Here is a 25,877-nt window from a genome sequence, read left to right as displayed (position 1 = left end):
CGCCAGAGGCGAGGGTGTCACCGGCTATCTCGTGCCAGGCGCTGACGGGAGATTGCTTCGCCCGGCGTTGCCGCGCTCGCAATGACAGCCTGCGGACGCGATGAGTATAAGACGGAACAGGTCCCGGTGACGAAAGGACGCGAAACTCACGGATGGGCTTCCGCGGAACAGGGGTGCGTGCCGCTGTCCTTCTTGGCGCCTGCTTTGACCCTCCCTGGGTTCGGATCAAGTCCGGAAGGAGGAGGGAGAAAGTGGTGGCGGGGCGCCGGGGCGTGTTAGCGGACGTCAGGCAGTGGGGGCGGTGCCGGGGCGAAGATACTGCATCATATAAGCGACATAGTCGGCCTTGCCGAGCGGGACGCCGAGATGGCGCAGGATCGCATAGGCGGTGACGCGGTGGAAATAAAATTGGGGGTGTGCCCAGTCGCGGACATAGATGGCGGCGGGCAAGTCGAAGACCATGCCGGTAGCCAGCGTGAGGCTGACCTGACGCTCGGTGTCGTTACCAAAGGCGGTGGGGTCGATGTCGTCGATAAAGGCGATGGCCTTGGCAATCTGGACCTGTAGCCCTGCCACATCGACGGCATCATCGGCGAAGGACGGCGGGGTCTGACCGCCCAGTGTCGCGGCAGGCTGGACTGCCTGAATGCAGGTGAAGCGGATCTGGGTGGCGAACGACGCCATGTCGGGCGCAAGACGCGCGGCGAGCAAGTCTGATTCCGTTCGACCCTGTTCCTTCGCCCAGTCCAACGCCTTGTCGAGCTCACCCGAAAGGGCGGTGAGCGCCTGATGATAGCCGGGGATGGTTTGGTCATAAAGCATCGCAGATTCCTTTGACGGCAGAGTAACGGCGCAATTCTTCTGAAAGTTCAGCCGGAGACGCTGCTATCCTGAAATTGCAGACGCGCGAGCCGGGCATAGAGGCCCTCGGCGCGAACCAAGTCCTCATGACGCCCTTCTTCGACGATGCGGCCCTCATCCATCACAATGATGCGGTCGGCGGCGCGGACGGTGGCGAGGCGGTGGGCGATGACGATGGTGGTCCGATCGTGCATCAAGGCATCGAGCGCATCCTGCACCAGCCTTTCGGACTCGGCGTCGAGCGCGGAGGTGGCCTCGTCGAGCAGTAGCAGCGGCGCCTGGCGGAGCAGCGCGCGGGCAATGGCGATGCGCTGGCGCTGACCGCCCGACAAGCGCGCGCCGCCTTCACCCATATAGGTATCGAGGCCTTCGGGAAGCTGGCGCAGAAAATCCTCCGCATTGGCGGCCCGTGCGGCCTCCCAAAGCTGATCGTCGGTTGCGTCCCAATTGCCATAGCGCAGATTGTCGCGCGCGGTGGCGGCGAAGATCACCATTTCCTGGGGGACCAGCGCAATACGCGCGCGGATTGCGGCCGGATCGGCTTCGGTCAATGGGACGCCGTCGAGGAGGATGCGCCCCTGCTGCGGATCGTAGAAACGTTCGGCGAGCTGAAACAGCGTCGATTTTCCTGCGCCCGACGGACCGACGATGGCAACCGTTTCACGCGGCGCGATCCGCAGGGTGAAATCATGAAGCGCGGGGGCGTCGGGACGGGTGGGATAGCGAAATTCCACGCCTTCAAAGGCGAGCGTTCCTTGCGGCGGTTCAGGAAGGGCGCGCGGGTTGGCGGGCGGCGCGATGGCGGCTTCGACGCTGAGCAATTCGCTGAGCCGTTCGGCGGAGCCGGCGGCGCGCAGCAAGTCGCCATAGACTTCGGTAAGCGCGCCAAAGGCGCCCGCAACGAGGCCGCCGGTGAGGACGAAAGCGGCGATGGTGCCGCCGGTGATCGTGCCCGCCGCTACGCCCTCGGCCCCATACCAGAGCAGCGTGGTGATCGCGCCGAAGAGCAGGCCGATCACCACGGCGGTGATCGTGGCGCGCAGGCGGATGCGGCGCTTGGCGGTGGCGAAATTGGCCTCGACCGCGGTCGTGAAGCGTCCAGCCTCGCGGGCTTCCTGCCCAAAGGCCTGAACGATTTTCATTGCGCCCAACTGCTCCGCAGTGGTGGCGCCGATATCGGCGACGCGGTCCTGGCTCGATCGCGAAACATTTTGCAGGCGGCGCCCGAGCAGCACGATCGGCATGATGATGAGCGGAATGCCGAGCAGGATCCCGCCGGTCAGCTTGGGCGACAGGGTGAAGAGATAGATGATCCCGCCGATGCCGATCACCAGATTGCGCAAGGCGACCGAGACGGTGGTGCCGACGACCTGTTCGATGATCGCCGTGTCCGACGTCATGCGCGAGGCGATTTCGGAGGGGCGGTTTTCCTCGAAGAAGCCGGGCGCAAGGCGAAGGAGATTCTGCTGCACCGCCTGGCGGATATCAGCCACCGTGCGCTCGCCCAGCCAGCTGACGAAATAGAAGCGCAGCGCCGTCGCCACGGCGAGGATGAGGACGATGGCGTAAAAGAGCCGGAAATGCGGGGCCACATCGCCGCCCCGGGCGATAAAGCCCGAGTCGATCATTTCCTTGAACTGATAGGGAATGGCGAGCGTCGCGAGCGCGGCGACGCCAAGCGCGATGGCGGCGACGAGCAATTGCAGCGGATAGCGGCTGGCATAGCGCCAGATCATCCGGAGGCTGCCGAGTTTGCGGCGCGCCGGGGCCACATCATTCGTCGTAGCCGCCAAGGGCGGCGCAGCGGCGGGAGCGGGCTGGTCGGGGGTGGTTGCCATCGTGCATCGCCCTAGCAGCGGTGGAAGCGCGGCTCAACGATCCAAAATGTCCGGCTCCCTTCAACATGGTGAAGGGGAAGTAAAATGATGCGTTGCACAATGAAAGTCATCGGCTAGACTGCGGGCAAGGCCAAGGCGCCGTCAGAGCGCCCGCGCCATGCAAGGAACGATATATGCTTTACCACGCCTTTGACATGCAGCGCAGCTGGCTCGCAGGGGCAAGCGCGCTTGCCACGGCGGGGGCGCAGGCGATGCAGCATCCGGCCAATCCGCTGGGCTATTTCGGCGCCAGCCCGCTGTTCGCCTCGGCGCTCGAAGTTTTTGCCCATGCCGCCGCGCCGCGCGGCAAGCCCGAATTCGGACTGTGCGATGTGGTGGTCGATGGTCAGACGCTGCCGGTGACCGAACGGATCGAGGCACGCAAGCCCTTTGGCCAGCTCAAGCATTTTGTGCATGACGGGGCGAAGGACGCGCCCAAGCTGCTGATCGTCGCGCCCATGTCGGGCCATTATGCGACCTTGTTGCGCGGGACGGTCGAGCGGATGCTGCCCGGCCATGATGTGTGGATCACCGACTGGCGCGATGCGCGCAATGTGCCGCTGGACGCGGGGCATTTCGACCTCGATGATTATATCGACTATCTGATCGGCTGGCTGGAGCATATCGGCCCCGGCGCCCATATGCTCGCGGTGTGCCAGCCCTCTGTGCCGAGCCTTGCTGCCGCCGCGGTGATGGCCGCGCAAAAGCATGATTGCCGCCCGCGAACGCTGACGATGATGGGCGGGCCGATCGACACGCGCGAGGCGCCCACGGCGGTCAACCAGCATGCCACCACGCGCCCCTATGCCTGGTTTGAGGAAAATGTCATCGCGACGGTGCCGGCCTGGTATCCGGGCGCGGGGCGGCGCGTCTATCCGGGCTTTTTGCAGCTTGCCGGTTTTATGTCGATGAACCTGGGCAACCATCTGATGAGCCATTGGGAGATGTTCAGGCATCTGGTCGATGGCGACGGCGAAAGCGCGGACAAGACCAAGGAATTTTACGACGAATATCGCGCCGTGTGCGACATGACCGCCGAATTTTATCTGGAAACGGTCGATGTGGTGTTCCAGCGCCATCTGCTGCCCAAGGGCGAAATGATGCATCGCGGGGAAAGAGTCGATGTTGGCGCGATCAGGGATATTGCCCTGCTCGCCATCGAGGGCGAGCGCGACGATATTTCGGGGATCGGGCAGACCAAGGCCGCGTTGACGCTCGCCACCGATCTTCCCGACGCCAAAAAGAAATATCTGCTTGCGAAGAGTGTCGGCCATTATGGCATTTTCAACGGGCGCAAATGGCGCGACCAGATTGCGCCTGTCGTCGAAAAATGGATGCGCGCCCACGCCGCGACCTGAGTGCGGCATCGGGCGAACTGCGCCAGTCAAGCGATTGTTTTCGGGCAAGCCACTGGACCCTGCGGGCGCGGGCGTCCATGATAGGGCGATGGAAACGAACCCGACCTGGTTCACCGGCCAGTTACTGCTCGCGCTTCCGGGTATTGGCGACCCCCGCTTTGAGCATTCGGTGATTGCGATGATCAGCCACGATGAGGAAGGCGCGATGGGGATCGCCGTGGATGACCCCATCGACGGCATGACCGTGGGCGCTGTGCTCGACCAGCTGGAAATTGTGCACGAAGACCCGCTTGACCAGCCGGTTTTTCTGGGTGGGCCGGTCGAACCCACCCGCGGCTTTGTTCTTCACAGCCTCGATTGGGGCGGCGAGGGCGCAGCGCAGATTGCCGATCGCTGGATGGTGTCGAGTTCGCACGATATTTTGCGCGCCATCGGCGAAGGGCGCGGTCCGTCAAAATGGCTGGTGGCGCTGGGCTATGCCGGATGGTCGCCCGGACAGCTGGAGGAAGAAATGGTCCGCCACGGCTGGCATGTCACGCCGGGCAGCGATGCCCTGTTGTTCGAAACGCCGCCCGCCGAGCGCTGGCAGGCGGCGTTTGCAGAAGCGGGAGTGGACGCCCGCCTGTTAACCACCGAAGGCGGTGAAGCCTAATCCGCCGCGCTTATTGTGCGAGTGCGAGTTGCGGGCGCCCCGCGGACAAATTGGCAAGCGCGGTGCGCGCCGCCCAGCGCGAGTCCATATAATCGCCATTGGCGAGTTCGAGGTCGTAGCGGATCGGGCTGGTCGCGGCGGCTTCATAAGCGGCGGCGGCATCGGCGGTGCGACCCAGCCGGGCATAAGCGGTGCCAAGATTGATGAGGCGCGACGGGTCGCGCGCATCGATCCCGCTGTCGCCGGTGAGCTTGGCAAGGGCGGCGCGATTTTGTCCCGCCTTCAATTCGGCATAAGCCACGGGAAGCTGCGCTGTTTCATTGTGCGGCGCTGTCACCACGACGATCGATTGCGCGGCGGCAGGGGTCGCAAAAGCCATAGCGGCCAGCGGCAAGAGAATTTTTTTCATATCCTTATCTCCCAGAAAACTTGGCTTGATTTTCCGGTGCAGGGACAAAAAAGTCAATATTTTCGGGGGGTTGTAACATTGATGTCACAAATAACGATTATTCTTATCGCAAGCCGCATTATAAGGATTGTTTTTCAGAATCTTGGGGCAAATTGGCTGCTGTCACATAAATCGGGCGGCTCCTGTCATAATCGGCGGCGGTGAAAATTTTTTTGGGCGTCACGTGCCGCGGGGCATGCCGATTCGGCTGCCGAATCGCCGATTCGGGTAAGGGGATGTCGCACCGAAAGACCCTCGGCTGATCCCTGTACGGGGCAGGAAACGGGTGGGCCGGACCGCCCCCTTTTCATGACATAAAGAAAAGTTTATATTTGAACGCGCGGGCTCTTTCGATTAGGGCGCGTAACATAATTTCGTGGCCGCTCGCCTGCGGTCAACCCGCCCAACAGGAGATTATCCGTGGCCACAACCGCCGCCGACACCCGCGACTATGTCATCGCCGACATCAATCTGGCCGATTTCGGTCGCAAGGAAATTGCCATTGCCGAAACTGAAATGCCCGGCCTGATGGCGCTGCGCGAGGAATATGGCGCGTCGCAGCCGCTGAAGGGCGCGCGCATCACCGGGTCGCTGCATATGACGATCCAGACCGCCGTGCTGATCGAAACGCTGGTGGCGCTGGGCGCCGACGTGCGCTGGGCCACCTGCAACATCTTTTCGACCCAGGATCACGCCGCCGCGGCCATTGCCGCGCAGAATATTCCGGTCTTTGCGGTGAAGGGCGAAAGCCTTGCCGATTATTGGGACTATGTCGGCCGCATTTTCGACTGGGGCGATACCACCGCCAACATCATCCTCGACGATGGCGGCGATGCCACCATGTTCGCGCTGTGGGGCGCGAAGATCGAAGCGGGCGCTGAATTGCCCGCGCCGGAAAATGAAGAAGAAGTCGAATTCCAGCGCGCGCTGAAAGCCTTTGTCGCCGCAAACCCCGGCTATCTGACCAAGACGGTCAAGGCGCTGAAGGGCGTGTCGGAGGAAACCACCACGGGCGTCCATCGCCTGTATGAAATCGCCAAGAAGGGCGAACTGCCTTTCCCCGCGATCAACGTCAACGACAGCGTGACCAAGTCGAAATTCGACAATCTTTATGGCTGCAAGGAAAGCCTGGTTGACGCGATCCGCCGCGCGACCGACGTGATGCTGGCGGGCAAGGTCGCCTGCGTTGCGGGCTTTGGCGATGTCGGCAAAGGGTCGGCCCAGTCGCTTCGCAACGGCGGCGCGCGCGTACTCGTCACCGAAGTCGATCCGATCTGCGCGCTGCAGGCGGCGATGGAAGGCTTTGAAGTCGTCACCATGGAGGAAGCGGTCAAGCGGGCTGATATTTTCTGCACCGCGACCGGCAATGCCGATGTGATCACTGCCGAGCATATGGCCGCGATGAAGCCGATGAGCATTGTGTGCAACATTGGCCATTTCGACAGCGAAATCCAGATTGCTGGCCTTGCCAATTATAAATGGACCGAAGTGAAGCCGGGCACCGATCTGGTGGAATTCCCCGATGGCAAGCAGATCATCGTTCTCGCCAAGGGGCGCCTCGTCAATCTGGGCTGCGCGACGGGGCATCCTAGCTTCGTCATGTCGTCGAGCTTTACCAATCAGGTGCTGGCCCAGATCGAGCTGTTCACCAAGGGCGATCAGTATAAGAATGACGTCTATGTCCTGCCCAAGCATCTCGACGAAAAGGTGGCGGCGCTGCATCTGGAAAAGCTGGGCGTGAAACTGTCCAAGCTGACGCAAAAGCAGGCCGATTATATCGGCGTGCCGGTCGAAGGACCGTTCAAGCCCGATCATTATCGCTATTGATAGCGGGTTTCCGCCGGAAAACGCGCGTGGAGCGTGTTTTCTGGCGGCGTCTTGGGCGCGGGCTTTGCCGCCCATCGCAAGCTTTCGCGCCAGGCAGGGCGGCCTATGCGCCGGTCCGGCCCGACACGCGATTGCAACATTTTTGCATCGCCGGTAGGGCAATCGGCTATGCACGCCGGGCCTGCCTTTCATAGATCAGGATATTTTGCGGAATGAGCGCTTCGCTTTCCGCTCATCTGCCGTTTGCGCTCGGGCTGTTCGCGGCTTTCTGGCTCGTCCTGGGCCTGTGGGCTGTGGTGCGCGGCATAGCGATGCAGCGGCGATCCGCCTTTGTCAGCGCGCAAAGCGAACGATTGGCGGCGCTGGTGAGCGCGTCCCCTCAATTGCCGGTGATCATACGCGGCGACTGGCGGCTGGAAGCGAGCGATCGGCTGGCGCGCTGGCTGGGGATCGAAGGCGGCATTCGCAGCTTTGATGAACTGCGCGGTGTCGATGCCGGGCTGGATGCCGCAGGGCATGAAGCGCTGCGCCAGGCGATCATCGCCGCCCAGCGCGGCGCCAAACCCTTTGTTTTGACTCTGTGCCCGCAAGGAAGCGACCGCGCGATCATTTTTCAGGGCAATGCCGCGCCGCATGCCGTCGGCGGGCCGGGCAGTGTGCTTCTGTGGGTCAGCGATGCGACCGATGGCCAGCGCGCGCTGGCCGACACACGGCGCGAACGCGATGATGCGATGGCGGCGTTTGAAGCCCTGTCCGGGCTGATCGAGGCGGCACCCTTTCCCATGTGGTTTCGCGACACAGCGTTGCAGCTTGCGCTGGTGAACAGCGCCTACGTCCGCGCGGTCGAAGCGACGAGCGCGGCTGCGGTGATCGACGACGGAATCGAACTGTGCGAACCGGTGGCGGGGGTGAGCGCATCCGAAGCCGCCGAACAGGCGCGAAGCGCGGGCGCGGCGCGCACCCGCACCATACCCGTGACCATCGAGGGCGAACGGCGCATCATGCGGGTCGTCGATGTGCCCCTGACGCCCGAGGGGGGGCAAAGCATCGGCGTCGCGGGCTATGCCATCGACATTCAGGAGCTGGAGAGCGAAAGGGGCGCGCATCGCCGCTTTGTCGAGGCGCAGCGCGACCTGCTCGACCGTCTGTCGGCAGCGGTAGCACAATTTGGCGCCGATCAGGGCCTGGTTTTCGCCAACCAGCCGTTTCGCCGCCTTTTCCACCTCGATAGCGAGGAAATTGCCGAAGCGCCGCCCTTTGCGCGGCTGCTCGACCGCTGGCGCGACGAAGGGCGCACGCCGGAGGTCCGCGACTTTCCCGAATGGCGGCAGGCGCATGTCGGATGGTTTGCGCGCGCCGAGGCGAGCGAGGAAGAGTGGCTCCTGCGCGATGGAACCCATTTGCGCGTCGTCGCCCAGCCAACCCCCGATGGCGGCCTGTTGCTGATCGCCGAGGATCGCACCGAACAGGTGCAGCTTGCCGGCGCACGCGACACTTTGCTGCGGGTCCGGACCGCGACCTTCGACAATTTGTTCGAAGCGATTGCGGTATTCGCCCCCGATGGGCGCCTGCATCTGTGGAACCAGCGTTTTCGCCGACTGTGGAATGTCAGCGAGCCGACATTGGCCGCGCATCCGCGCGTCGATGCGCTGATGAGCGGCCTCGCGGACCGGCTTGCCAAGCCGCAGCAGATCAGCATTGTGCAGGAAGTCGTGCGCGCCGCGACGCTGGAGCGCACCCAGCGGGCAGGCGAGATACGTTTTGCCGATGGCCGTTATTTCGACTTTGCCGCCATTCCGCTGCCCGATGGCAACGCGCTGCTGATCATGCTCGACGTGAGCGCGAGCCGAAAGGTCGAGGGTGCGCTGCGCGAGCGCAACGAGGCGCTGGAAGCGGCGGACAAGGTGAAGACGGCCTTTCTGTCGCGCATGAGTTATGAATTGCGTACGCCGTTGACGTCCATCGGCGGGTTCGCCGAGATGCTGCAGTCGGGCTATGCCGGGAAGCTGGCGGAGCAGCAGCAAAGCTATGTCGATGCGATTATGGAATCGGTCGGGGTGCTGGGGCGGCAGATCGACAATGTGCTAGACTTGGCGCAGGGCGAGGCCGGGACGCTGGCTATTGACCGTGCCCCCGTTGCGCTTGCGCCGCTGTTGGCCAAGGCGCTCGACGATGCCCGCCCGTTTGCGGCGGCGGAAAAGGTCGAACTGGTGGGCGAACTGGCGGCGGATCTTGGCACAGTGATGGGCGATCCCGCACGCCTTGGCCGCCTGTTCGCGGGGCTGATCGACAATGGCATCCGCTATACGGCCCCGGTGCGGCGGGGCAGCGCGCGCGTCCTGCTACACGCCGCCGCGATCGACGAAGGCGTCGAGATTATCGTGTCCGACAATGGCCCCGGCTTACCCGATACGGTGGCGGCCGTGACGCAAGGCCAGCAAGCAGGGACCACGGCGGGCGGAATTGGCCTTGCGCTGTCGCGGCAGCTTGTCACCGCCCATGGCGGCACGATGGAGGTGCTCACCGAAAAGGGACAGGGAACGCTGGTACGCATTCGCCTGCCGCGCGGCGAAGGGGCATGAAGGGCGGATCGCGATGAAGGCTCAGCGCGCCTATGATCTGAACGAGGCCGAGGCGATTGGGGCGGCGCTGGGTGCGGCGCTGCGTGCGGGCGACGTGGTCGCGCTGTCGGGTGATTTGGGTGCGGGCAAGACGACGCTGGCGCGCGCGATGCTCAAGGCGCGGGGGCTGGCGGGTGAGGCGCCCAGCCCGACCTTTGCCATTGTCCAGCCCTATGCGCCGCCCGAAGTCGACCTGCCCATCGCCCATGTTGATCTCTACCGGATCGAGGATGCGGACGAGCTCATTGAATTGGGGCTCGATGAATATCTCTACGATGGCGCGCTGCTGATCGAATGGCCCGAACGCCTGGGTGAAGCGGGTTGGCCCGGGGCTTTGTGGATAGGAATTGAGGGCACAGGCGAGCGCCGTATCTTGACAGCGCAAGTCCCTGCCGCTTGGGAGGCTCGATGGCCCTTACGATGATTCCGCCCAGTGATGCGCCCGATTTTCTTGCCGCGCATGGATGGGGCGATGCCCGGATAGTCCCGCTTGCGGGGGATGCGTCTTTTCGCCGCTATTTTCGCGTGATTGGCGAAGGGCGGCAGGCGGTGCTGATGGATGCGCCCCCGCCGCATGAGGATCCGCGCCCCTTCGTCGCTGTGGCCGAATGGTTGCTGGCGCGCGGGCTGACCGCCCCCACCATATTGGCGCGCGATCTCGATCGGGGGTTGCTGCTGATCGAGGATTTCGGCGATGTCCGCCTGCGCGAAACGCTGGATGCGACCCCGCAGGCCGAGTCCGACTATTATGCCGGGATTACGGACCTGCTGCTGCATCTGCATGGACAGCCCGCGATGGACGGCCTGCGCGTCCACAGCCTGGAGCAATGGCTGGGCGAAGTGTCCTTGTTCACCGATTGGTATTGCCCCGCCTTTGACCTGAAGGTTGATGAGGCGGGTTTTTTTGCGGCCTGGGAAGAGGTGCTGAAGCCCGTCGATGTCGACGGGCTGCCGCGCGTTACGGTGCTGCGCGATTATCATGCTGAAAATATCATGCTGCTGGCGGGTCGCGAAGGCATCGCCCGCTATGGCCTGCTCGATTTTCAGGACGCGCTCGTCGGCCACCCCGCCTATGACCTCGCCTCGGTGCTGGAGGATGCGCGCCGCGATGTGAGCCCCGCGGTGGAGGCCCAAATGCTGGAACGCTATATCGACAAATCGGGAATGGGCGAGGCGTTTCGTACCGCCTATTGGGCGCTCGCCGCGCAGCGCAATACACGCATATTGGGCGTCTTTGTCCGTTTGTGGAAACGCGATGGCAAGGCGGGTTATCGCCAGTATCAGCCGCGCATGTGGGGGCTGCTCGAACGCGATCTGATGCAGCCGGGGCTGGCGCCGGTGCGCGCCTGGTTCGACGCCAATATTCCGGCCGAAAAGCGCGCGGCGGCGTGGAGCGACTGACCCCATGACGGCGAAGATCGAAAGCGCGATGGTGATGGCCGCGGGGCTGGGCAAAAGAATGCGCCCCTTGACCGCGACGCGGCCCAAGCCCCTGGTGCGGGTCGCGGGTAAACCGCTGATCGACCATAGCCTCGACCGGATTGCAGCGGCGGGCATCCCGCATGTCGTCGTCAATGTCCATTATCTCGCCGATGCGCTGGAGGCTCATCTGGCGGCGCAGAAGCGTCCCTTTGATATCGCGATTTCGGACGAACGCGCCCAGCTACTCGAAACCGGAGGCGGAATGGTCAAGGCGCGCCCCTTGCTGACCGGCGACCCCATATTGATCGTCAATAGCGACAATATCTGGACCGATGGGCCGCAGGACAGCTTGCTCCACCTGGCGCGCCACTGGGATGGCGAGAAAATGGACGCGCTGCTGCTTGTTATTCGTCAGGCGAGCGCGACCGGGCATCGCGGCATGGGCGATTTTCACATGGATGCGGCGGGGCGCCTGTCGCGGCGCAAGCCGGGCCGCGTTGCCCCCTTTGTCTATACCGGCGTCCAACTGATTTCGCCGCGCCTGCTCGACGATGCGCCCGAGGGGCCTTTTTCGACCAACATCCTGTGGGACCGCGCGATTGCGGCGGGGCGGCTGTACGGACTGTCGCACCTTGGCCAATGGTTCGACGTCGGCACGCCCGCGAGCATCCCGCCGACCGAGGCTGCGCTATCGAGCGTTTGACGGGACGCGCAATCCAGCACTTGCTTAACTGGTGGCAGATTGCTTCGCTGCATTCGCCATGACGCAGCCCGAATCCATAAAGCCCACCCTGTTTTCCATTCCCATTCACCGCGCCTTTGCCGATGCGCTGGTCGCGGGGGTGATGGCGCGCTGGGGAGGCACGCCGCTGGACCTCGCGCACGGCCTGATATTGCTGCCCAGCAATCGCGCGCGCAGCGCCGTGCAGGCGGCTTTTGTGCGCGCGGGCGGCAAGGGGCTGCTCATGCCCCGGCTTGCGGTGATCGGCGATGCCGATCTGGATGAGAATATCGGTCTCGCGCTCGATGCGATTGACGCCGATCCCCTGCCACCGGCCATCGAGCCGCTGCGCCGCCGCTTGCTGCTCGCGCGCCTGATAGAGGCGCATACGCCCGAAGGTGAGGCACCGATCAAGGGAGCAGCGGCTTTTCAGCTTGCGGACGGCCTCGCGCGTGTCATCGACCAGCTCCATTATGAGGAGGTAACGGTGCGCGCGCTCACCGACCTCGATCTCGGCGCCTTTGCCGATCATTGGCAGGCCTCGCTCGCGCGGCTGCGCTTGCTGGTCGATCATTGGCCCGAAGCGCTGGCCAGCACGGGAAGTATCGACCGCGCGGCACGGCGCAACCAGATGCTCGGCCGGGTGGCGGCGGCGTGGCGGGCGGCGCCGCCCGCGCGCTTCACCATCGCCGCCGGGGTGACGACCGCAGCGCCTGCCATTGCGCGCCTGCTGCGCGTTGTCGCGGATCGGCCCGACGGGGCGGTCGTTCTGCCCGGGCTCGACCAGAGCATGAGCGAGGGCGAGTGGGAGGCGCTTGGCCCCACCGCTCCGCCGGAGGAAGGCGAGGCCGGATGGCGCACGCGGCCGCTCGAAACCCATCCGCAATATCATCTGAAATTGCTGCTCGACCGCATGGGGGTACGCCGCGAGGAAGTGGCCCCATGGGACGCGGCTTCGCCCTTTGACGGGCCGGAAGACCGCAGCCCCTTTGTCTCGCTGCTCTTCGCGCCCGCCGATTATAGCGCCCAGTGGCAGACGGCGGGAGACTTGTCGGCGGCGACGGCGGGGATAAGTGGCGCGGTTTTTCCCGATGACGGGCAGGAAGCGCAGGGCATCGCCCTTTTGATGCGCGAGGCGATTGAGATGCCGGGGCGCACCGCCGCCCTTGTCACGCCCGATCGCGGATTGGCCGAACGGGTTGCAGCGGCGCTTACCCGCTGGGGCATTGGCGTCGATGACAGCGCGGGCCAACCCCTCTCGCGCACGCCGCCCGGCGCCTTGCTGTTGCTGCTTGCCAAGCTGGCGGCGGATTTTGACCCGGTGGCGCTCGTCGCCCTGCTCGCCCATCCGCTGGTGCGCAAGGGCGAGGGGCGGACGGCGTGGCTCGATCAACTGCGGCGGCTGGACCTGATGCTGCGCGAGCCGGGGCTGGAGCCGGGCTGGGCCGGAGTGAGCGCGCGTATCGCGGAGCGGGCAGCGGACAAGGAGGCGCGCCGCCACGGGCTGGCGGTGCAATTACAGTCGTGGTGGAGCGAGGTGAGCGCGGCGCTCGAAAGCGCGCTGGCGGCCTTCGCAAGCGGGCCGGTTCCGCCTGCCGATCTGCTCGCCGCGGTGCAGGCGGCGCTGGATTGGCTTGCGGGCGATGCTGTCTGGGCCGGACCGGCGGGCCGGATGCTCGCCGACCTTTTCGATCAATGGAGCCTTGCCAAGACTGATGGCCCGGCGCTGGTCGATCCCGCCGATTTCCCCGCGATGCTGGACCAGCTTTTGGGGCAGGCGAGCGTGCGTCCCCCCTTTGGCGGGCATCCGCGCCTGTTCATCTGGGGTTTGCTGGAGGCGCGGTTGCAGCGCGCCGATCTGATGATTTTGGGCGGACTCGACGAAGGGCGCTGGCCCGCCGCGACGCAGCCCGACCCCTGGCTGGCGCCCGGTATTCGCCGCCTGCTCGGCCTGCCTGCGCCCGAACGGCAGCAGGGGATGGCGGCGCATGATTTTGCCGGTGCGCTGGGGGCTGGCGAAATTGTCGTGACCCGCGCCGAACGCAGCGGCGGCGACCCCGCGGTCGCCTCGCGCTTCTGGCTGCGCCTCGCCGCGCTGGCGGGCGAATTGCCCGAGCCTGCGCCGGGAGGCGTGCCGCTGACCCGGCTTGCCGCCGCGCTCGATCTTCCCCCCGGCGATGCCGCGCCCGTGGGACGCCCGGCGCCGCGTCCGCCCGCCGAGGTGCGCCCGCGCCGTATCAGCGTGACCGCCGTGGACCGGCTGGCACGCGATCCCTTTGCCTTTTACGCGAACCAGATATTGGGCCTTTCGCCCCTCGACCGGCTGAGCGCTGCGCCCGACCCGCGCTGGCGGGGGACGCGCGTGCATCTGTTGTTCGAACAATGGGTGCGTGCGGGCGCCACGCGCGAGGGGTTCGAGGCCGCGCTCGATGCGCTGCGCCGCGATCCTGCGCTCGATGCCATTGCCCGCGCCTTCTGGCTGCCGCGCATGGAGCCGGCGCTGCGCTGGGCCGCCCAGCAGCTTTGGGCGGCAGAGGGGCGGACGCCCGTTGATCCCGAAGTGAAGGGGGAAGCGGTGATCGACGGCGTGACCTTGCACGGCAAGGCCGACCGGGTCGACCGGCTCGACAATGGCAGTCTTGCCATTGTCGATTATAAAACGGGCGGTGCGCCCAGCGCCAAGGCGGCGTTTGACAAGATCGACAATCAATTGGGGCTGCTCGGCCTGATCGCCGAGCGCGGCGGAATGAAGGATGTTGCGGCGGCCCCGGTCAGCGCGCTGGAATATTGGAGCCTGCGTCCCGACCGGCGCGCCGGAGGGGCTGGCAAGATTTCGAACACATATGGTTCGCGAAGCGGACTAAAAAGTGCCGAAGAGGCGATCAACCATGCTGCCGATGCGCTGTCGGAACTGGCGGCCCATTATCTGTTCGGCGATGCGCCCTTCGCGCCGGGAGAGCTGAAAGGCTATGGCGATTATGACCAGTTGATGCGCCGCGACGAATGGTTCGGGCGCGGGGAGAGCGAATGATGGGCACGGCCAACACCCTCGCCGCGCTCGATCCGCATCAGGGCGCTGCCGCCGATCCCGTGCGCCACGTGTGGCTGGGCGCTTCGGCAGGAACGGGCAAGACGCAAGTGCTGTCGGCGCGGGTGCTGCGCCTGATGCTGAGCGGCGTGTCGCCCGAGGCGATTTTGTGCATCACCTTTACCAAGGCGGGGGCCGCCGAAATGGCGCACCGCATCCACGAACGGCTCGCCGCCTGGGTGCGGATGGAAGATAGCCATTTGCGGCTCGACCTTCATGCGCTGGGCCTCGACTGGCAAATGCCGGGGCTGATGGCGCGGGCGCGCGCGCTGTTTGCCACGGTGATCGACAGCCCCGGCGGCGCCATCCGGGTTCAGACCATCCATGCCTTTTGCCAGACCTTGCTCGCGAGTTTTCCGCTGGAGGCAAAGCTGCTTCCCGGCTTTCGCGCGATTGAGGAGGATGAGGCGGCGGCGCTGCAGCGCGCCGTCCTCGCCCAATTGGTTGACGCCGACAGGGACGCGGCGCAATGGCGAGCGGCGGCGGCGATGCTGTCGCGGCGGCTGGGGCCCGATGCGGCGATTTCCTTCCTGTCGAGCTGTGCATCGGTTTTCGGCGGCCCGGCAGCGGGCTTGCCGCCGCGTCGCCATGATTTGCGCGCGGCCCTTAATCTTCCCACCGCAGACGATGTCGACCTTTGGGTCGAGGAGCAATTGGCGGCGGGCGCCATCGCCGAGGCTGATATTGCCGCGGTGGCGACGAGCGGCGCCAATTGGGGGACAAAAACGGGGCTGGCCTGCGCTGACATGATGGCGGCGTGGCTGGGGGGCGATGCCCGCGCCCGCGCCCCGATGCTGGACGATCTGCTCGGCTGCTTCCTGACCGGCAAGGGCGAAATGCGTGCTGATTTCGCGGGCGAGAAGGGCAAGATGCAAGATTGCCTAGACCATGCGGTGCGGATCGTCGCAGCAGCGCAGACGCTGAAAGGCACGGCGACGGCGATGCGCGTCGCCGACGATCTGGCGCAGGCGTGGACATTGGGAAGCCGCTTTGCAGAAGCCTATGCGCTGGCGAAGCGCGAACAGGGGCTGGCCGATTTCGACGATCTGATCACGCTTGCGGGCGCGCTGCTGCGTGTCAGCAGCTTTGGCGAATGGGTGCGTTTCAAGCTCGATCAGCGCACCGACCATATATTGGTCGATGAGGCGCAGGACACCAATATGCGCCAATGGGGCATCATCCTGTCGCTGGCCGAAGAATTTTTCGCCGCCAGCCCGGAGGATAGCGAACGGGTGCGCACCCTGTTCACCGTGGGTGACCGCAAACAGGCGATTTTCGGCTTTCAGGGGACCGAGCCGCGCGCCTTTGCCGCGGCGCGCGCGCTGTTCGAGGGCTTGGGGGAACGGGCAGGGCAGGCGTTTCGCGCGGTCAATCTGCTCTCCAACTATCGCTCGACCCCGGCGGTGCTCGACCTTGCCGATGCCTGGCTGGCGGCGGGCGGCGCGGAACGGATGGGGTTGGAAGGGCGCGAGCCGCCCCATCATCCCTTCCGCAAGGGGCAGGCGGGACAGGTCGAGCTGTGGCGTCCGCTGCCGGTCGGAAAAGCGCTCGATGCCCTTGCCGAAGAAGCCGGCGACGGCAGCGGCGAGGGGGGTGAAGAGGGCGGCGAAGGAGGAAGTGCGCCGGCATCCGACCCCGCGAGCATGCGGCTCGCCCGCGCCATCGCCGATGAGGTGCAGGACTGGATCGCGCATGGCCGCGACGGGCGGCCCGTGGCGCCCGGCGACGTGATGATCCTGGTGCGGCGGCGCCGCGATCTGGCGGCGCGGATCGTCGCGCGGTTACAGGCGCTGCATGTGCCCGTCGCGGGGGTCGATCGTTTCGCGCTGACGCAGCCGCTGGGGGTGCAGGATCTGATCGCGGCGATGCGCTTTGCCGTGCAGCCGCTCGACGATCTCAATCTCGCCGCCCTGCTGGTGTCGCCCCTGATCGGCTGGACGCAGGACGAGCTTTTTGCGCGCGTCCACAAGCGGGGACGCGCCGCGATATGGGAGCATCTGCGCGCCAGCGAAGCCGATATTCCTGCGGAGAGCATGGCGGCGCTGCGGCAGATGCTCGCCATGGCGGATTTCACCACGCCGTTTCGCTTTCTGGAAACGATCCTGTCAGGGCCAATCGACGGGCGGCGCAAGCTTTACGCCCGGCTGGGCCGCGAAGCGCGCGATCCGATTGACGAATTGCTCAATCAGGCGCTGGCCTTTGAACAGCGCGAGACGGTCTCGCTGCTCGGCTTTTTGACCCAGGTAGAGGCGAGCGCCGCCGACATCAAGCGCCAGACCGAAGCGCGCAGCGATGTGGTGCGGGTGATGACGGTGCATGGCTCGAAAGGCCTGCAGGCGCCGATCGTCATATTGGCGGACGCAACCGACGATCCGGGGATCGGCCACCGGCCCTTCAGCGTCGATGTCGCGGGATGGGAGAAATTGCCCGTCTTTGCCTTGCCTGCCGAAGAGCGGCAGGGCGCGCTCGCCAAGGCCTATCAGGCGGCGGCGGAGGCAGCGGAAGAGGAGCATTGGCGACTTTTCTATGTCGCGCTGACGCGCGCCGAGGAAATATTGGTGGTCGCAGGCGTGACCAAAAAGGCCGATTTGAGCGTGCCCGAGCAAAGCTGGCATAGCGCGGCGGAACATTTGCTCGCGGATATGGGCGCCGAATGGGAAGAGGCTGGTCCGCACTGGGGACAGCGCCGGGTGCACCGGGTCAATCCCGGCAAATGGGCCGCGGCAAGGAAAAAGGGGCACAAGACGCCGCCGTTGCCCGCTTTGCCCGATTGGGCGCATCGTGCCGCGCCCGAAGAAGCGCGCCCGCCGCGTCCGCTCGCGCCATCGGCGCTGGGCGAGGATGATGTGGCGACGCCGCCGCAGGGCAGTGCGCGCGGCGAAGCCGTGCGGCGCGGGCTGCTGCTTCATTCGCTGTTCGAACGTCTGCCGCCCGTGGCCGCTGAAGGGCGCCGCGAGGCCGCGCTGCGCTGGCTGGCGGCACAGGCGGGCGATATTGATGCGGCAGCTCGCGCGGCGATGGCGGACGAGGTGCTGGCGGTGCTGGACGACCCCGCCCATGCGGCGCTTTTCGGGCCGGACAGTCTGGCCGAAGTCCCGCTGTCGGCGGTGGTGGAGGGCGGCGCGGTCGTGTCGGGCATCGCCGACCGGCTGCACGTTACCGCCGATGCCGTGACCGTTATCGATTACAAGACGGGGCGCCATGTGCCCCGCGATGCCGGGGACGTCGCCCCCGCCTATTTGCGGCAGATGGCGGCCTATCGCGATGCGCTGGCGGTGATTTTTCCGGGGCATAGGGTGCGTGCGGGCCTGCTCTATACGGCGGGGCCGCGGCTGATCATGCTGAGCAACGAGGGGCTGGCGCCGCACCGTCCCGCCCTCCAAGCGCGGCTTGCGGTGAGCCAAGGGGAAATTGGGCGCCAGGGCCTTGAGCCGGGCGGGGCAACCCCCTAGCTAGGGTTCAAGATAGTTTCAGGAGTATATTATGGCTACCAAGGCAATCAGCGACGCCAGCTTTCAGGCCGACGTCCTCGACAGCGACACCCCGGTACTGGTCGATTTCTGGGCCGAATGGTGCGGTCCGTGCAAGATGATCGGCCCCGCGCTCGAAGAAATTTCGGATGAGCTTGACGGCAAGGTGGTGATTGCCAAGCTCAACATCGACGATCATCCCGATGCGCCCGGCAAATATGGCGTGCGCGGCATTCCCACGATGATTTTGTTCAAAAATGGTGAGGCTGTTGAGACCAAGGTCGGGGCGGGGGCGACGGGTTGTTCAGCTTCGATAATCGGCGTTGATGCTGATATAGCCGTGGGTGAGGTCGCAGGTCCAAACGGTTGCGCGGCCTTCGCCCAAGCCCAGATCGACGCCGATGCGGATATTCTGGCCTTTCAGATGATCGGCGACCGGCGCTTCGTCATAGCCCTCGATCGGCAAGCCATCCTTCGCGACCATATGGTCGCCGAAACGGATGGCGAGCCGGTCGCGGTCGGCAGGCTCTCCGGCCTTGCCCACTGCCATCACCACCCGGCCCCAATTGGCGTCTTCGCCCGCGACGGCGGTTTTGACCAGCGGTGAATTGGCGATGGCGAGCGCGACGCGCTTTGCGCTTTCGTCGCTGACCGCCCCGTCAACCTGCACTTCGATGAATTTTGTCGCGCCTTCGCCGTCGCGCACGACGAGCTGGGCAAGCTCCAGCGCGACCTGCCGGATGGCGGCATAAAGGGCATCGGCCCCCGCATCGTCCCAATCGGTAAGGCGCGGGTGATCGGCAGCCCCGGTGGCAAAGAGCAGCACCGTGTCGCTGGTCGATGTGTCGCTGTCCACCGTGATGGCGTTGAAGCTTTCGCCGGTGGCGCGCGTCAGCATGTCCTGCAGCAGCGCTGGCGCAACATCGGCGTCGGTGAAGATATAGCCGAGCATGGTTGCCATGTCGGGCGCGATCATCCCCGACCCCTTGATCACCCCGGCGATCTGGACGGTCGTCCCGCCGACGATGGCGCTGGCGTGCGCGCCCTTGGCAAAAGTGTCGGTGGTGCCGATGGCGTTCGCGAAATCCTCCCATGAACAGGGCTCAGCCGTCAGGGCTGCCGCGACGCCCGCGCGCGCCTTGTCCTTGGGAAGCGGAACGCCGATTACGCCGGTTGAGCTGACGAACACCTCATCCGCCGCGCAGCCCAGATGCTCCGCGACTTGCGCCATGATCTGTTCGACCGCCTCGCGCCCGCGATATCCGGTGAAGGCGTTGCTGTTGCCGGCATTGACGATCAGCGCGCGGCCTGCGCCTCCCTTGACCTGCTCCCGGCCCAGTTCAACTTCGGATGAGCAACAGATATTGCGCGTGAATACGCCCGCGACGCTGGTGCCGGGGGCAAGCTCGACATAGCTGAGGTCGCAGCGGTCCCATTCTTTATAATGCGCGCGCGCGACGCGGCAGGTCACACCGGCAATTGCAGGCAGGGCGGGAAAGGCGGCGGGGGCCAGAGGCGAGCGCGTCATCATGGCGCCCCGCATAATCGCTCTGCGTGCAAAGCAAAACCCCTCCCGAAAGCGGGAGGGGCCGTGCGTCATTCGGTGCCCATATTTGGGCGGCGGGACCGATCAGGCCGGAAGGCCGCTGATCGCCTTGACCTCCATAAAGTCCTTGAGGCCGAACAATCCGCCCTCGCGGCCATTGCCCGATTGCTTGTAACCGCCAAAGGGGGCGCCGGGGGCGGGCCCCCAATTGTTGACGCCAACCATGCCCGCGCGCAGCTTGGGCGCGACATCGGCGGCCTTGGCCGGATCGCCCGAAATGACCGCCGACAGGCCATATTCGGTGTCATTGGCAATTTCGATCGCTTCGTCGAGGTCGCCATATTCTATCAAGGTCGCGACGGGGCCGAACACCTCCTCCTTCGCAATCCGCATGTCGCGGGTAACGCCGGAAAAGACGGTGGGCTTGATATAATAGCCGCGATTGACATTGGCGGGCAGGCCGGTGCCGCCGGTTTCCAGCGTTGCGCCTTCGTCGATGGCCGACTGGATCAGCCCCTGAATCTTGTCGAACTGCGCCTTGTTGACGACGGGGCCAAGATGCGCGCCTTCCTGCATCGGGTCGCCGACCTCCACGCCGTCGAATATCGCCTTGATGATGCCCACAGCTTCCCCCTTGCGGTCGCGGGGGACGAGGATGCGGGTCGGCGCGATGCAGCTTTGCCCCGTATTGGCGAGCACGCCCTGCACCGTGGGCGGCAGCACCTGTTCGAAATCGGCATCGGGCAGGACGAGATTGGGCGATTTGCCGCCCAGTTCCTGATGGACGCGCTTGACCGTATCGGCCGCCGCCTTGGCGACGAGAATGCCCGCGCGGGTCGATCCGGTGAAGCTGACCATGTCGATGCCGGGATGCGCGCTGATCGCATTGCCGACCGTCGGGCCATCGCCCTGCACCAGATTGAACACGCCCGCCGGGACGCCTGCAGCTTCAAGGATCTCGGCAAAGATTACCGCATTGCCGGGGCATTCCTCCGACGGTTTAAGGACCATCGTGTTCCCGGCGGCGAGTGCAGGAGCGACTTTCAGCGCAATCTGGTTAAGCGGCCAGTTCCACGGAGTGATCATGCCGACCACGCCAATGGGTTCGTAAACGACCTTGTTCTTCCCCATCTGCTCGGTGAAGGTAAAATCCTTGAGCGCCGCCATGGTGCCAAGGAAGCCGCCAATGCCCGCGCCGACCTGCGCCGTCCCGGCAAAGCTGACCGGCGCGCCCATTTCGCTCGCCATCGATTTGGCAAGATCGGGCCCGCGCTTCTTATATTCCTCGACAATGCGGTTCATCAGCGCGAGCCGTTCCTCGCGGCTGGTCTGCGAATAGCTTTTATAGGCTTCCTGCGCTGCCGCGACGGCGGCATCGACATCGGCCGCAGTGCCAAGGACGACGGTCGAGGCTGCTTCCTCGGTCGCGGGGTTGATGACGTCGTGGAGCTTGCCGCCCTGGCTGTCGACCCATTTGCCGCCGATATAATGTTGTTTGAGGTGGGTTTCGGTGTCGCTCATAATCTGTCTCCCGTCGGCGGTGAATTTTCCGTATCACATTGCTACCTAATGGCGGCGGCGAATGAATCAAGCGTGACGCTGTCTTTGCTGCGTCCGGTTACGCGGCGGTTGCGCTCATAAGCGTCCGGCCATCCTCTCCCAGCGCCGCCAATTCCCATCCCTCTGTTGCGGCGCGCCCGACGAGATAGAGCGCGTCTCCGGCAAAGGCAGGCGCCTTGGCGCGCATCGCAAAATGGCGAAGCGCATTCAGCCCAAGCTCGCGCTGCGCGAGATCGAGGAGCAGCGTCGCGATGAGCGGGCCATGGACAACCAGCCCGCGATAGCCCTCCACTCCGGTGGCATAGGGATGGTCATAGTGGATGCGGTGGCTGTTGAAAGTCAGCGCCGAATAGCGAAACAGCATCGCTTCGGACGGGACGAGGCGGCGCTGCCAGTCCCAGCCCGACAGGTCGGGTGTTACTTCGTCCGCAACAGTGTCAGGCGGAGCAGCGGTGCGCTCCGGCGCCGCTGCGGCTTCGCGAAAAACAATCGTCTGTTGTTCGCTCACCGCCAATTTATCATCGGCGAAAGTCTCATGCGCAATCTCGGCAAAGAGAAGCGGGCCGCTGCTTCCCGCCTTTTCGCTGAGCTTCGCAAGCGTCGAGCGGCGGCGAATCGCGGCGCCAATGGCCAAGGGCGCGTGAAAGCGCACGTCGCTTGCCGCCCACATGCGCCGGGGCAGGGGGACGGGAGGGAGCAGGCCATCCTTGCTGTCGCGGCGCTGCGGATGGCCATCCTCTCCCAAGGTCGCGGTCGGCGCATCGGGCAGGCAGAGACACCAATGGATAGCCTGCGGCGCCAGATCGCCGGAGACTTTATTGTCGAGCGTTGCGGCGAAACGGGCGAGCAGGGCGGGGGTCAATTGATCCTCTGCCTCGCTCGATCGTCCGATCCAATGGGGCCATGGCGTGCTGGTCATGGCGCTGACAAAGCAGGTCGCACCCGCTTTGCCAAGCATCGCCTTGCTCCTTTGGAATATTATGGCATAGCTAGTGTCAAAATATTGAAGTGGAGCGAGAGCCATGGACCAGGGCGATGAAAAGCGGTTTCGAAAGCAAGGGAAGGCGCGCTCCTTTTGGCTCGCGTCGGCATCGGCGCTGCTGCTTTTTCAGCCCTTCGCCGCGCTTGCCGCACCGCAGAAGCCACCATCCGCGCCGCCCAATATCGTGCTGCTGGTCGCCGATGACTGGGGCTTTACCGATGTCGGGGCCTTTGGCGCCGAATTTGCGACGCCGCATATCGATGCGCTCGCCCGCGCCGGGATGCGCTTTTCCAATTTCCATGTCGCAGGGTCCTGCTCGCCGACGCGCGCCATGTTGCAGACGGGGGTGATGAATCACCGCGCCGGGCTGGGCAATATGCCCGAAACCATCCCCGACGCGCATCGCGGCAAGCCCGGATATGACACGGTGATGAATCACCGGGTGGTGACCATCGCCCAGATTGTGAAGGCGGCGGGCTATCGCACCTATCTTACCGGAAAATGGCATTTGGGCAGCGATGCGACGCGCCTTCCCGAGGCGCGCGGCTATGACCGCGCCTTCAGCCTTGCCGATTCGGGCGCCGATAATTTCGAAGAGCGCCCTATCGACCTGATGTATGACAAGGCGCATTGGACCGAGGATGGGCGGCCCGCGACTTTGCCGCCCGACTATTATTCCTCCCGCTTCGTGGTCGAAAAGGCGATCGAGTATATCGACGCCGGGCGGGCGAGCGGAAAACCCTTTCTGGCGTCGATCAATTTCCTCGCCAATCATATTCCGGTGCAGGCGCCCGACAGCGACATTGCGCGCTACGCCGCCATGTATCGTGAAGGCTGGACGGCCTTGCGCGCCGCGCGGGCCGAGCGGGCGGCGCAGCTCGGTATCATCCCGGCGGGCGTGCCGATGGTCCGGATGAACACAACGCGCGACTGGAAAGTGCTGGAGGCAAAGGAGCGCGCCGCCGCCATCCGGGTGATGCAGGCCTATGCCGGCATGGCGACCGCGATGGACCGCGAGGTCGGACGGCTGGTCGCGCATCTGAAACGCAGCGGGGATTATGACAATACGATCTTCGTTTTCCTGTCGGACAATGGCCCCGAACCGACCAATCCCTATGCCACCTTGCGCGGCCGTTTATTTCTGAACCTGCGCTATGACACGTCCATCGCCAACATCGGGCGGCGCAACAGTTTCAGCAATATCGGCGCAAGCTGGGCCAGCGCGGCGGCGTCGCCCCTGTCGGGATATAAGTTCAGCGCCACCGAAGGCGGATTGCGCGTGCCGCTGATCATCGCCTGGCCCGGCAGCCCGCATATCCGCGCCGGGGGGGTCAGCGACGGCTTTGCCTATGTCACCGACATATTGCCCACCCTCGCCGAACTGGCGGCGGTGCCCCTGCATGACGGACGCTGGCAGGGCAAGGCGGTCGAGCCGGTGACGGGACGCAGCCTCGTTCCCCTGCTGGGTGGACAGGCGCAGGATGTTTATGGCGATACACCGCTGGGGTATGAATTGTCGGGCAATGCGGCGCTGTTTCGCGGCGGCTACAAGCTGGTGCGGAATTTGCCGCCGACGGGCGATGGCCAGTGGCGGCTTTATGATCTGCGCGCCGATCCCGGCGAGACGCGCGATCTCGCCAAGGCGATGCCGGAGCGTTTTGCTGCGATGATGGCCGATTACCGCGCCTATGCCGCAGAAAATGGCGTGCTGGAGATGCCGCCCGGCTATACCGCCGACAAGCAGATCCAGCTTTATGCCTATGAACAGCGGGGGCGGAAAATGATGATCCGGCTCGCGCTGTTCGGCGGCGGAACATTGGCCATATTATCCGCCGGAATCTGGTTTCTGGTCCGGCGGCGGCGGGCGCGCCGTGTCGATCAGGCGAAAGCCGATGTGATCGGTGCCTAGGCTGCGCTCCTGAAACTGGCGCGCGGCGGGGCGGTAGCGGGCGCAATAATTGGCCGCGCATAGAAAGCTGCCGCCCTTGATGACATTGCTGTCCTTTCCGGCTTCGCTTTCGGTCCATTCCCACACATTGCCGATCAGATCGTGCACGCCCTTGCGGTCGGCGGGAAAGCAGGCAACGGGCGCGCGGCCGACAAAGCCGTCGGTGCCCAGGTCGCGGACAGGGAAAACGCCCTGATAATAGTTGGCGCGCGGCTTTCCATCGGCGCCGACGGGTTGATCGGGGTCGGCGCCGCCGGCGCGTGCGGCCCATTCCCACTGCGCCTCGCTGGGCAATTGCTTGCCCGCCCAGCGCGCATAGGCGCGCGCATCCTCCAGCGCGATCTGGACGACAGGGTCGCGCTCGCGGCCCTTGATATGCGTGTCGGGTCCGGCCGGATGGCGCCACTGCGCGCCGACGACCCAGCGCCACCAATTGGGATTGCCATCGGTCGGCGCGGCAAAGACGGCGCCGCCGGGAACAAGCATGTCGGGCGGCGCACCGGGCAGCGGCGGCGGCTTGCGCTCGGCGACGGTGCGATAACCGGTCGCGCGCACAAAGGCGGCAAATTCGCCGTTCGTTACTTCATGCGTCGCCATCCAGAAGCCCGCCACCTCGACCGCGCGCGGCGGTCCTTCTTCGGGAAGTTGCGGATCGGCGCCCAGGTCAAAGCGTCCGCCTTCTATCCAGACATAATCGCGTTCGGGCATGGCGGGGCAGGCGGCGCGCGCCGCTTCTTCCTTCACAGCGGGCGCGTCGGACATTTCCGGCTTTTCGCCGCTACAGCCCGCAAGGACCGCGCAGAGCAGCAGGAGGACGGCGCGCTGTCCCGTCATTCGATATGCGGCGGCAGCGTGCCCATCAGCGTTTCGACCATATGCGCGACCACTTGGCTTGCCATATCCGCCTCCAGCCCCTGATCATGGCGCAGCGCCCGCCAATTCTGAAAGGACAGGGTGGCGCACAGCGCCTCGGCAGTCATGCGCTCCGCCAAAATGGCGGGGGGCAGCAAATGCAGCACCCGGTCGCGTTCGGCCGCGATCACCTGTTCATATTGGCCCATCAGAAAGGGCGACTGATAGCGCTTGATATTGGCCGCGAGGCGAAAGGGCAGCATGGTTTCGAAAATGCGCGCGCGCCGTTCGGTCAGGTCGCGCATATTGGCGCGCCAGTCGGCCCCGGCAAAAGGGGCGGCGGCAATCGGCAGGACGCGGTCGGCAACGGTGTCGCTGATCTCCGCATAGAGCGCGTCCATATCGTCGAAATGGCGAAACACGGTGCGAAGCCCCAGGCCAGCCTCTTCGGCAACGCGCGCCGCGCTGGGCATCAGGTCGCCTGCGGTCATCAATTCCATCATCGCCTTGACGATGCGCCGATGGCTCGACCGGCTGCGCTCGCGGCGGCCGTCGATGCGTTGCGGCGCCCGGCTTGCGAGCGCGACTTTTCCCTCCCCATTGTTCATGACCTATGGCTGGACCAACGGCGCCGCGCGGTCAAT

General features: G+C 65.1%; 18 protein-coding genes and 1 pseudogene. 11 read left to right on the top strand and 8 right to left on the bottom strand.

Going from position 1 to position 25,877, the window contains the following annotated elements:
• Positions 1-285: 285 nt before the first annotated feature.
• Together JV18_RS0114455 and JV18_RS0114450 are read right to left on the bottom strand one after the other, a co-directional pair.
• Complete coding sequence (locus JV18_RS0114455) at positions 286-822, bottom strand: DUF1993 domain-containing protein (RefSeq protein WP_033075624.1); 537 nt, start codon at positions 820-822, stop codon at positions 286-288.
• A 47-nt stretch (positions 823-869) separates the two neighbouring features.
• Positions 870-2,699, bottom strand: coding sequence for an ABC transporter transmembrane domain-containing protein (locus JV18_RS0114450; RefSeq protein WP_052072310.1), 1,830 nt, complete (start codon positions 2,697-2,699; stop codon positions 870-872).
• 173 nt (positions 2,700-2,872) lie between these two features.
• Here JV18_RS0114450 and JV18_RS0114445 point away from each other — a divergent pair, with 173 nt between their 5' ends.
• Both JV18_RS0114445 and JV18_RS0114440 read left to right on the top strand, forming a co-directional pair.
• A complete protein-coding gene (locus JV18_RS0114445; protein WP_033075623.1) occupies positions 2,873-4,096 on the top strand; it encodes a polyhydroxyalkanoate depolymerase in 1,224 nt (407 codons plus the stop codon).
• A gap of 88 nt (positions 4,097-4,184) precedes the next feature.
• Positions 4,185-4,748 (top strand): YqgE/AlgH family protein, encoded by a 564-nt coding sequence (locus JV18_RS0114440; protein WP_033075622.1) that lies wholly within the window; start codon positions 4,185-4,187, stop codon positions 4,746-4,748.
• 10 nt (positions 4,749-4,758) lie between these two features.
• On the opposite strand, the gene JV18_RS0114435 is transcribed toward JV18_RS0114440, so the two are convergent.
• On the bottom strand, positions 4,759-5,157 hold the full coding sequence (locus JV18_RS0114435; RefSeq protein ID WP_033075621.1) for a hypothetical protein: 399 nt from the start codon (positions 5,155-5,157) through the stop codon (positions 4,759-4,761).
• A gap of 459 nt (positions 5,158-5,616) precedes the next feature.
• Between JV18_RS0114435 and ahcY the strand changes: the two genes are divergently transcribed.
• The 8 genes and pseudogenes from ahcY to trxA all read left to right on the top strand — a co-directional run.
• On the top strand, positions 5,617-7,023 hold the full coding sequence (ahcY, locus tag JV18_RS0114430; protein ID WP_033075620.1) for an adenosylhomocysteinase: 1,407 nt from the start codon (positions 5,617-5,619) through the stop codon (positions 7,021-7,023).
• A 212-nt stretch (positions 7,024-7,235) separates the two neighbouring features.
• Positions 7,236-9,605 (top strand): PAS domain-containing sensor histidine kinase, encoded by a 2,370-nt coding sequence (locus JV18_RS0114425; protein WP_052072308.1) that lies wholly within the window; start codon positions 7,236-7,238, stop codon positions 9,603-9,605.
• A 13-nt stretch (positions 9,606-9,618) separates the two neighbouring features.
• Entirely contained in the window at positions 9,619-10,068 is a 450-nt protein-coding gene (gene tsaE / locus JV18_RS0114420) for a tRNA (adenosine(37)-N6)-threonylcarbamoyltransferase complex ATPase subunit type 1 TsaE (protein WP_033075619.1), read from the top strand.
• Positions 10,053-11,045 carry an aminoglycoside phosphotransferase family protein gene (locus tag JV18_RS0114415; protein ID WP_033075618.1) on the top strand — a complete coding sequence of 331 codons (993 nt, stop codon included), beginning with the start codon at positions 10,053-10,055 and terminating at the stop codon, positions 11,043-11,045. Before tsaE ends, JV18_RS0114415 begins: the two co-directional genes overlap by 16 nt.
• A 4-nt stretch (positions 11,046-11,049) precedes the next feature.
• On the top strand, positions 11,050-11,769 hold the full coding sequence (locus tag JV18_RS0114410) for a nucleotidyltransferase family protein (RefSeq protein WP_033075617.1): 720 nt from the start codon (positions 11,050-11,052) through the stop codon (positions 11,767-11,769).
• Positions 11,770-11,827: 58 nt separating this feature from the next.
• The gene (gene addB / locus JV18_RS0114405) at positions 11,828-14,818 is read left to right on the top strand and encodes a double-strand break repair protein AddB (RefSeq protein WP_033075616.1); all 2,991 of its coding nucleotides are present in this window, start codon (positions 11,828-11,830) and stop codon (positions 14,816-14,818) included.
• Positions 14,815-18,327 (top strand): double-strand break repair helicase AddA, encoded by a 3,513-nt coding sequence (gene addA / locus JV18_RS0114400; RefSeq protein ID WP_235303609.1) that lies wholly within the window; start codon positions 14,815-14,817, stop codon positions 18,325-18,327. The genes addB and addA overlap by 4 nt, the downstream gene beginning before the upstream one ends.
• 31 nt (positions 18,328-18,358) lie before the next feature.
• Positions 18,359-18,634: pseudogene (trxA, locus tag JV18_RS15090) on the top strand (thioredoxin); the annotation flags it as partial.
• A 15-nt stretch (positions 18,635-18,649) separates the two neighbouring features.
• Here the strand turns inward: trxA and argJ are convergent.
• The 3 genes from argJ to JV18_RS0114380 form a co-directional block, all read right to left on the bottom strand.
• The gene (gene argJ, locus JV18_RS0114390; protein WP_033075615.1) at positions 18,650-19,876 is read right to left on the bottom strand and encodes a bifunctional glutamate N-acetyltransferase/amino-acid acetyltransferase ArgJ; all 1,227 of its coding nucleotides are present in this window, start codon (positions 19,874-19,876) and stop codon (positions 18,650-18,652) included.
• 99 nt (positions 19,877-19,975) lie between these two features.
• Positions 19,976-21,412, bottom strand: a complete 1,437-nt coding sequence (locus tag JV18_RS0114385; protein WP_033075614.1) for an aldehyde dehydrogenase family protein — start codon at positions 21,410-21,412, stop codon at positions 19,976-19,978.
• A 97-nt stretch (positions 21,413-21,509) separates the two neighbouring features.
• Positions 21,510-22,409 (bottom strand): hypothetical protein, encoded by a 900-nt coding sequence (locus tag JV18_RS0114380; RefSeq protein WP_235303587.1) that lies wholly within the window; start codon positions 22,407-22,409, stop codon positions 21,510-21,512.
• A gap of 64 nt (positions 22,410-22,473) precedes the next feature.
• Here JV18_RS0114380 and JV18_RS0114375 point away from each other — a divergent pair, with 64 nt between their 5' ends.
• On the top strand, positions 22,474-24,342 hold the full coding sequence (locus JV18_RS0114375) for an arylsulfatase (RefSeq protein ID WP_052072301.1): 1,869 nt from the start codon (positions 22,474-22,476) through the stop codon (positions 24,340-24,342).
• On the opposite strand, the gene JV18_RS0114370 is transcribed toward JV18_RS0114375, so the two are convergent.
• Together JV18_RS0114370 and JV18_RS0114365 are read right to left on the bottom strand one after the other, a co-directional pair.
• Positions 24,259-25,215: a formylglycine-generating enzyme family protein gene (locus JV18_RS0114370; protein WP_033075613.1), complete on the bottom strand. Its 957-nt coding sequence runs from the start codon at positions 25,213-25,215 to the stop codon at positions 24,259-24,261. The two genes, JV18_RS0114375 and JV18_RS0114370, sit on opposite strands and share 84 nt — an antisense overlap.
• Positions 25,212-25,841: a TetR/AcrR family transcriptional regulator gene (locus JV18_RS0114365; protein ID WP_033075612.1), complete on the bottom strand. Its 630-nt coding sequence runs from the start codon at positions 25,839-25,841 to the stop codon at positions 25,212-25,214. Before JV18_RS0114365 ends, JV18_RS0114370 begins: the two co-directional genes overlap by 4 nt.
• Positions 25,842-25,877 lie beyond the last annotated feature (36 nt).

The organism is Sphingopyxis sp. MWB1 (assembly GCF_000763945.1).
Lineage (GTDB): Bacteria > Pseudomonadota > Alphaproteobacteria > Sphingomonadales > Sphingomonadaceae > Sphingopyxis.
Note: the sequence above shows the minus strand (reverse complement) of the source record. Positions and strands in the feature narration are given on the sequence as shown.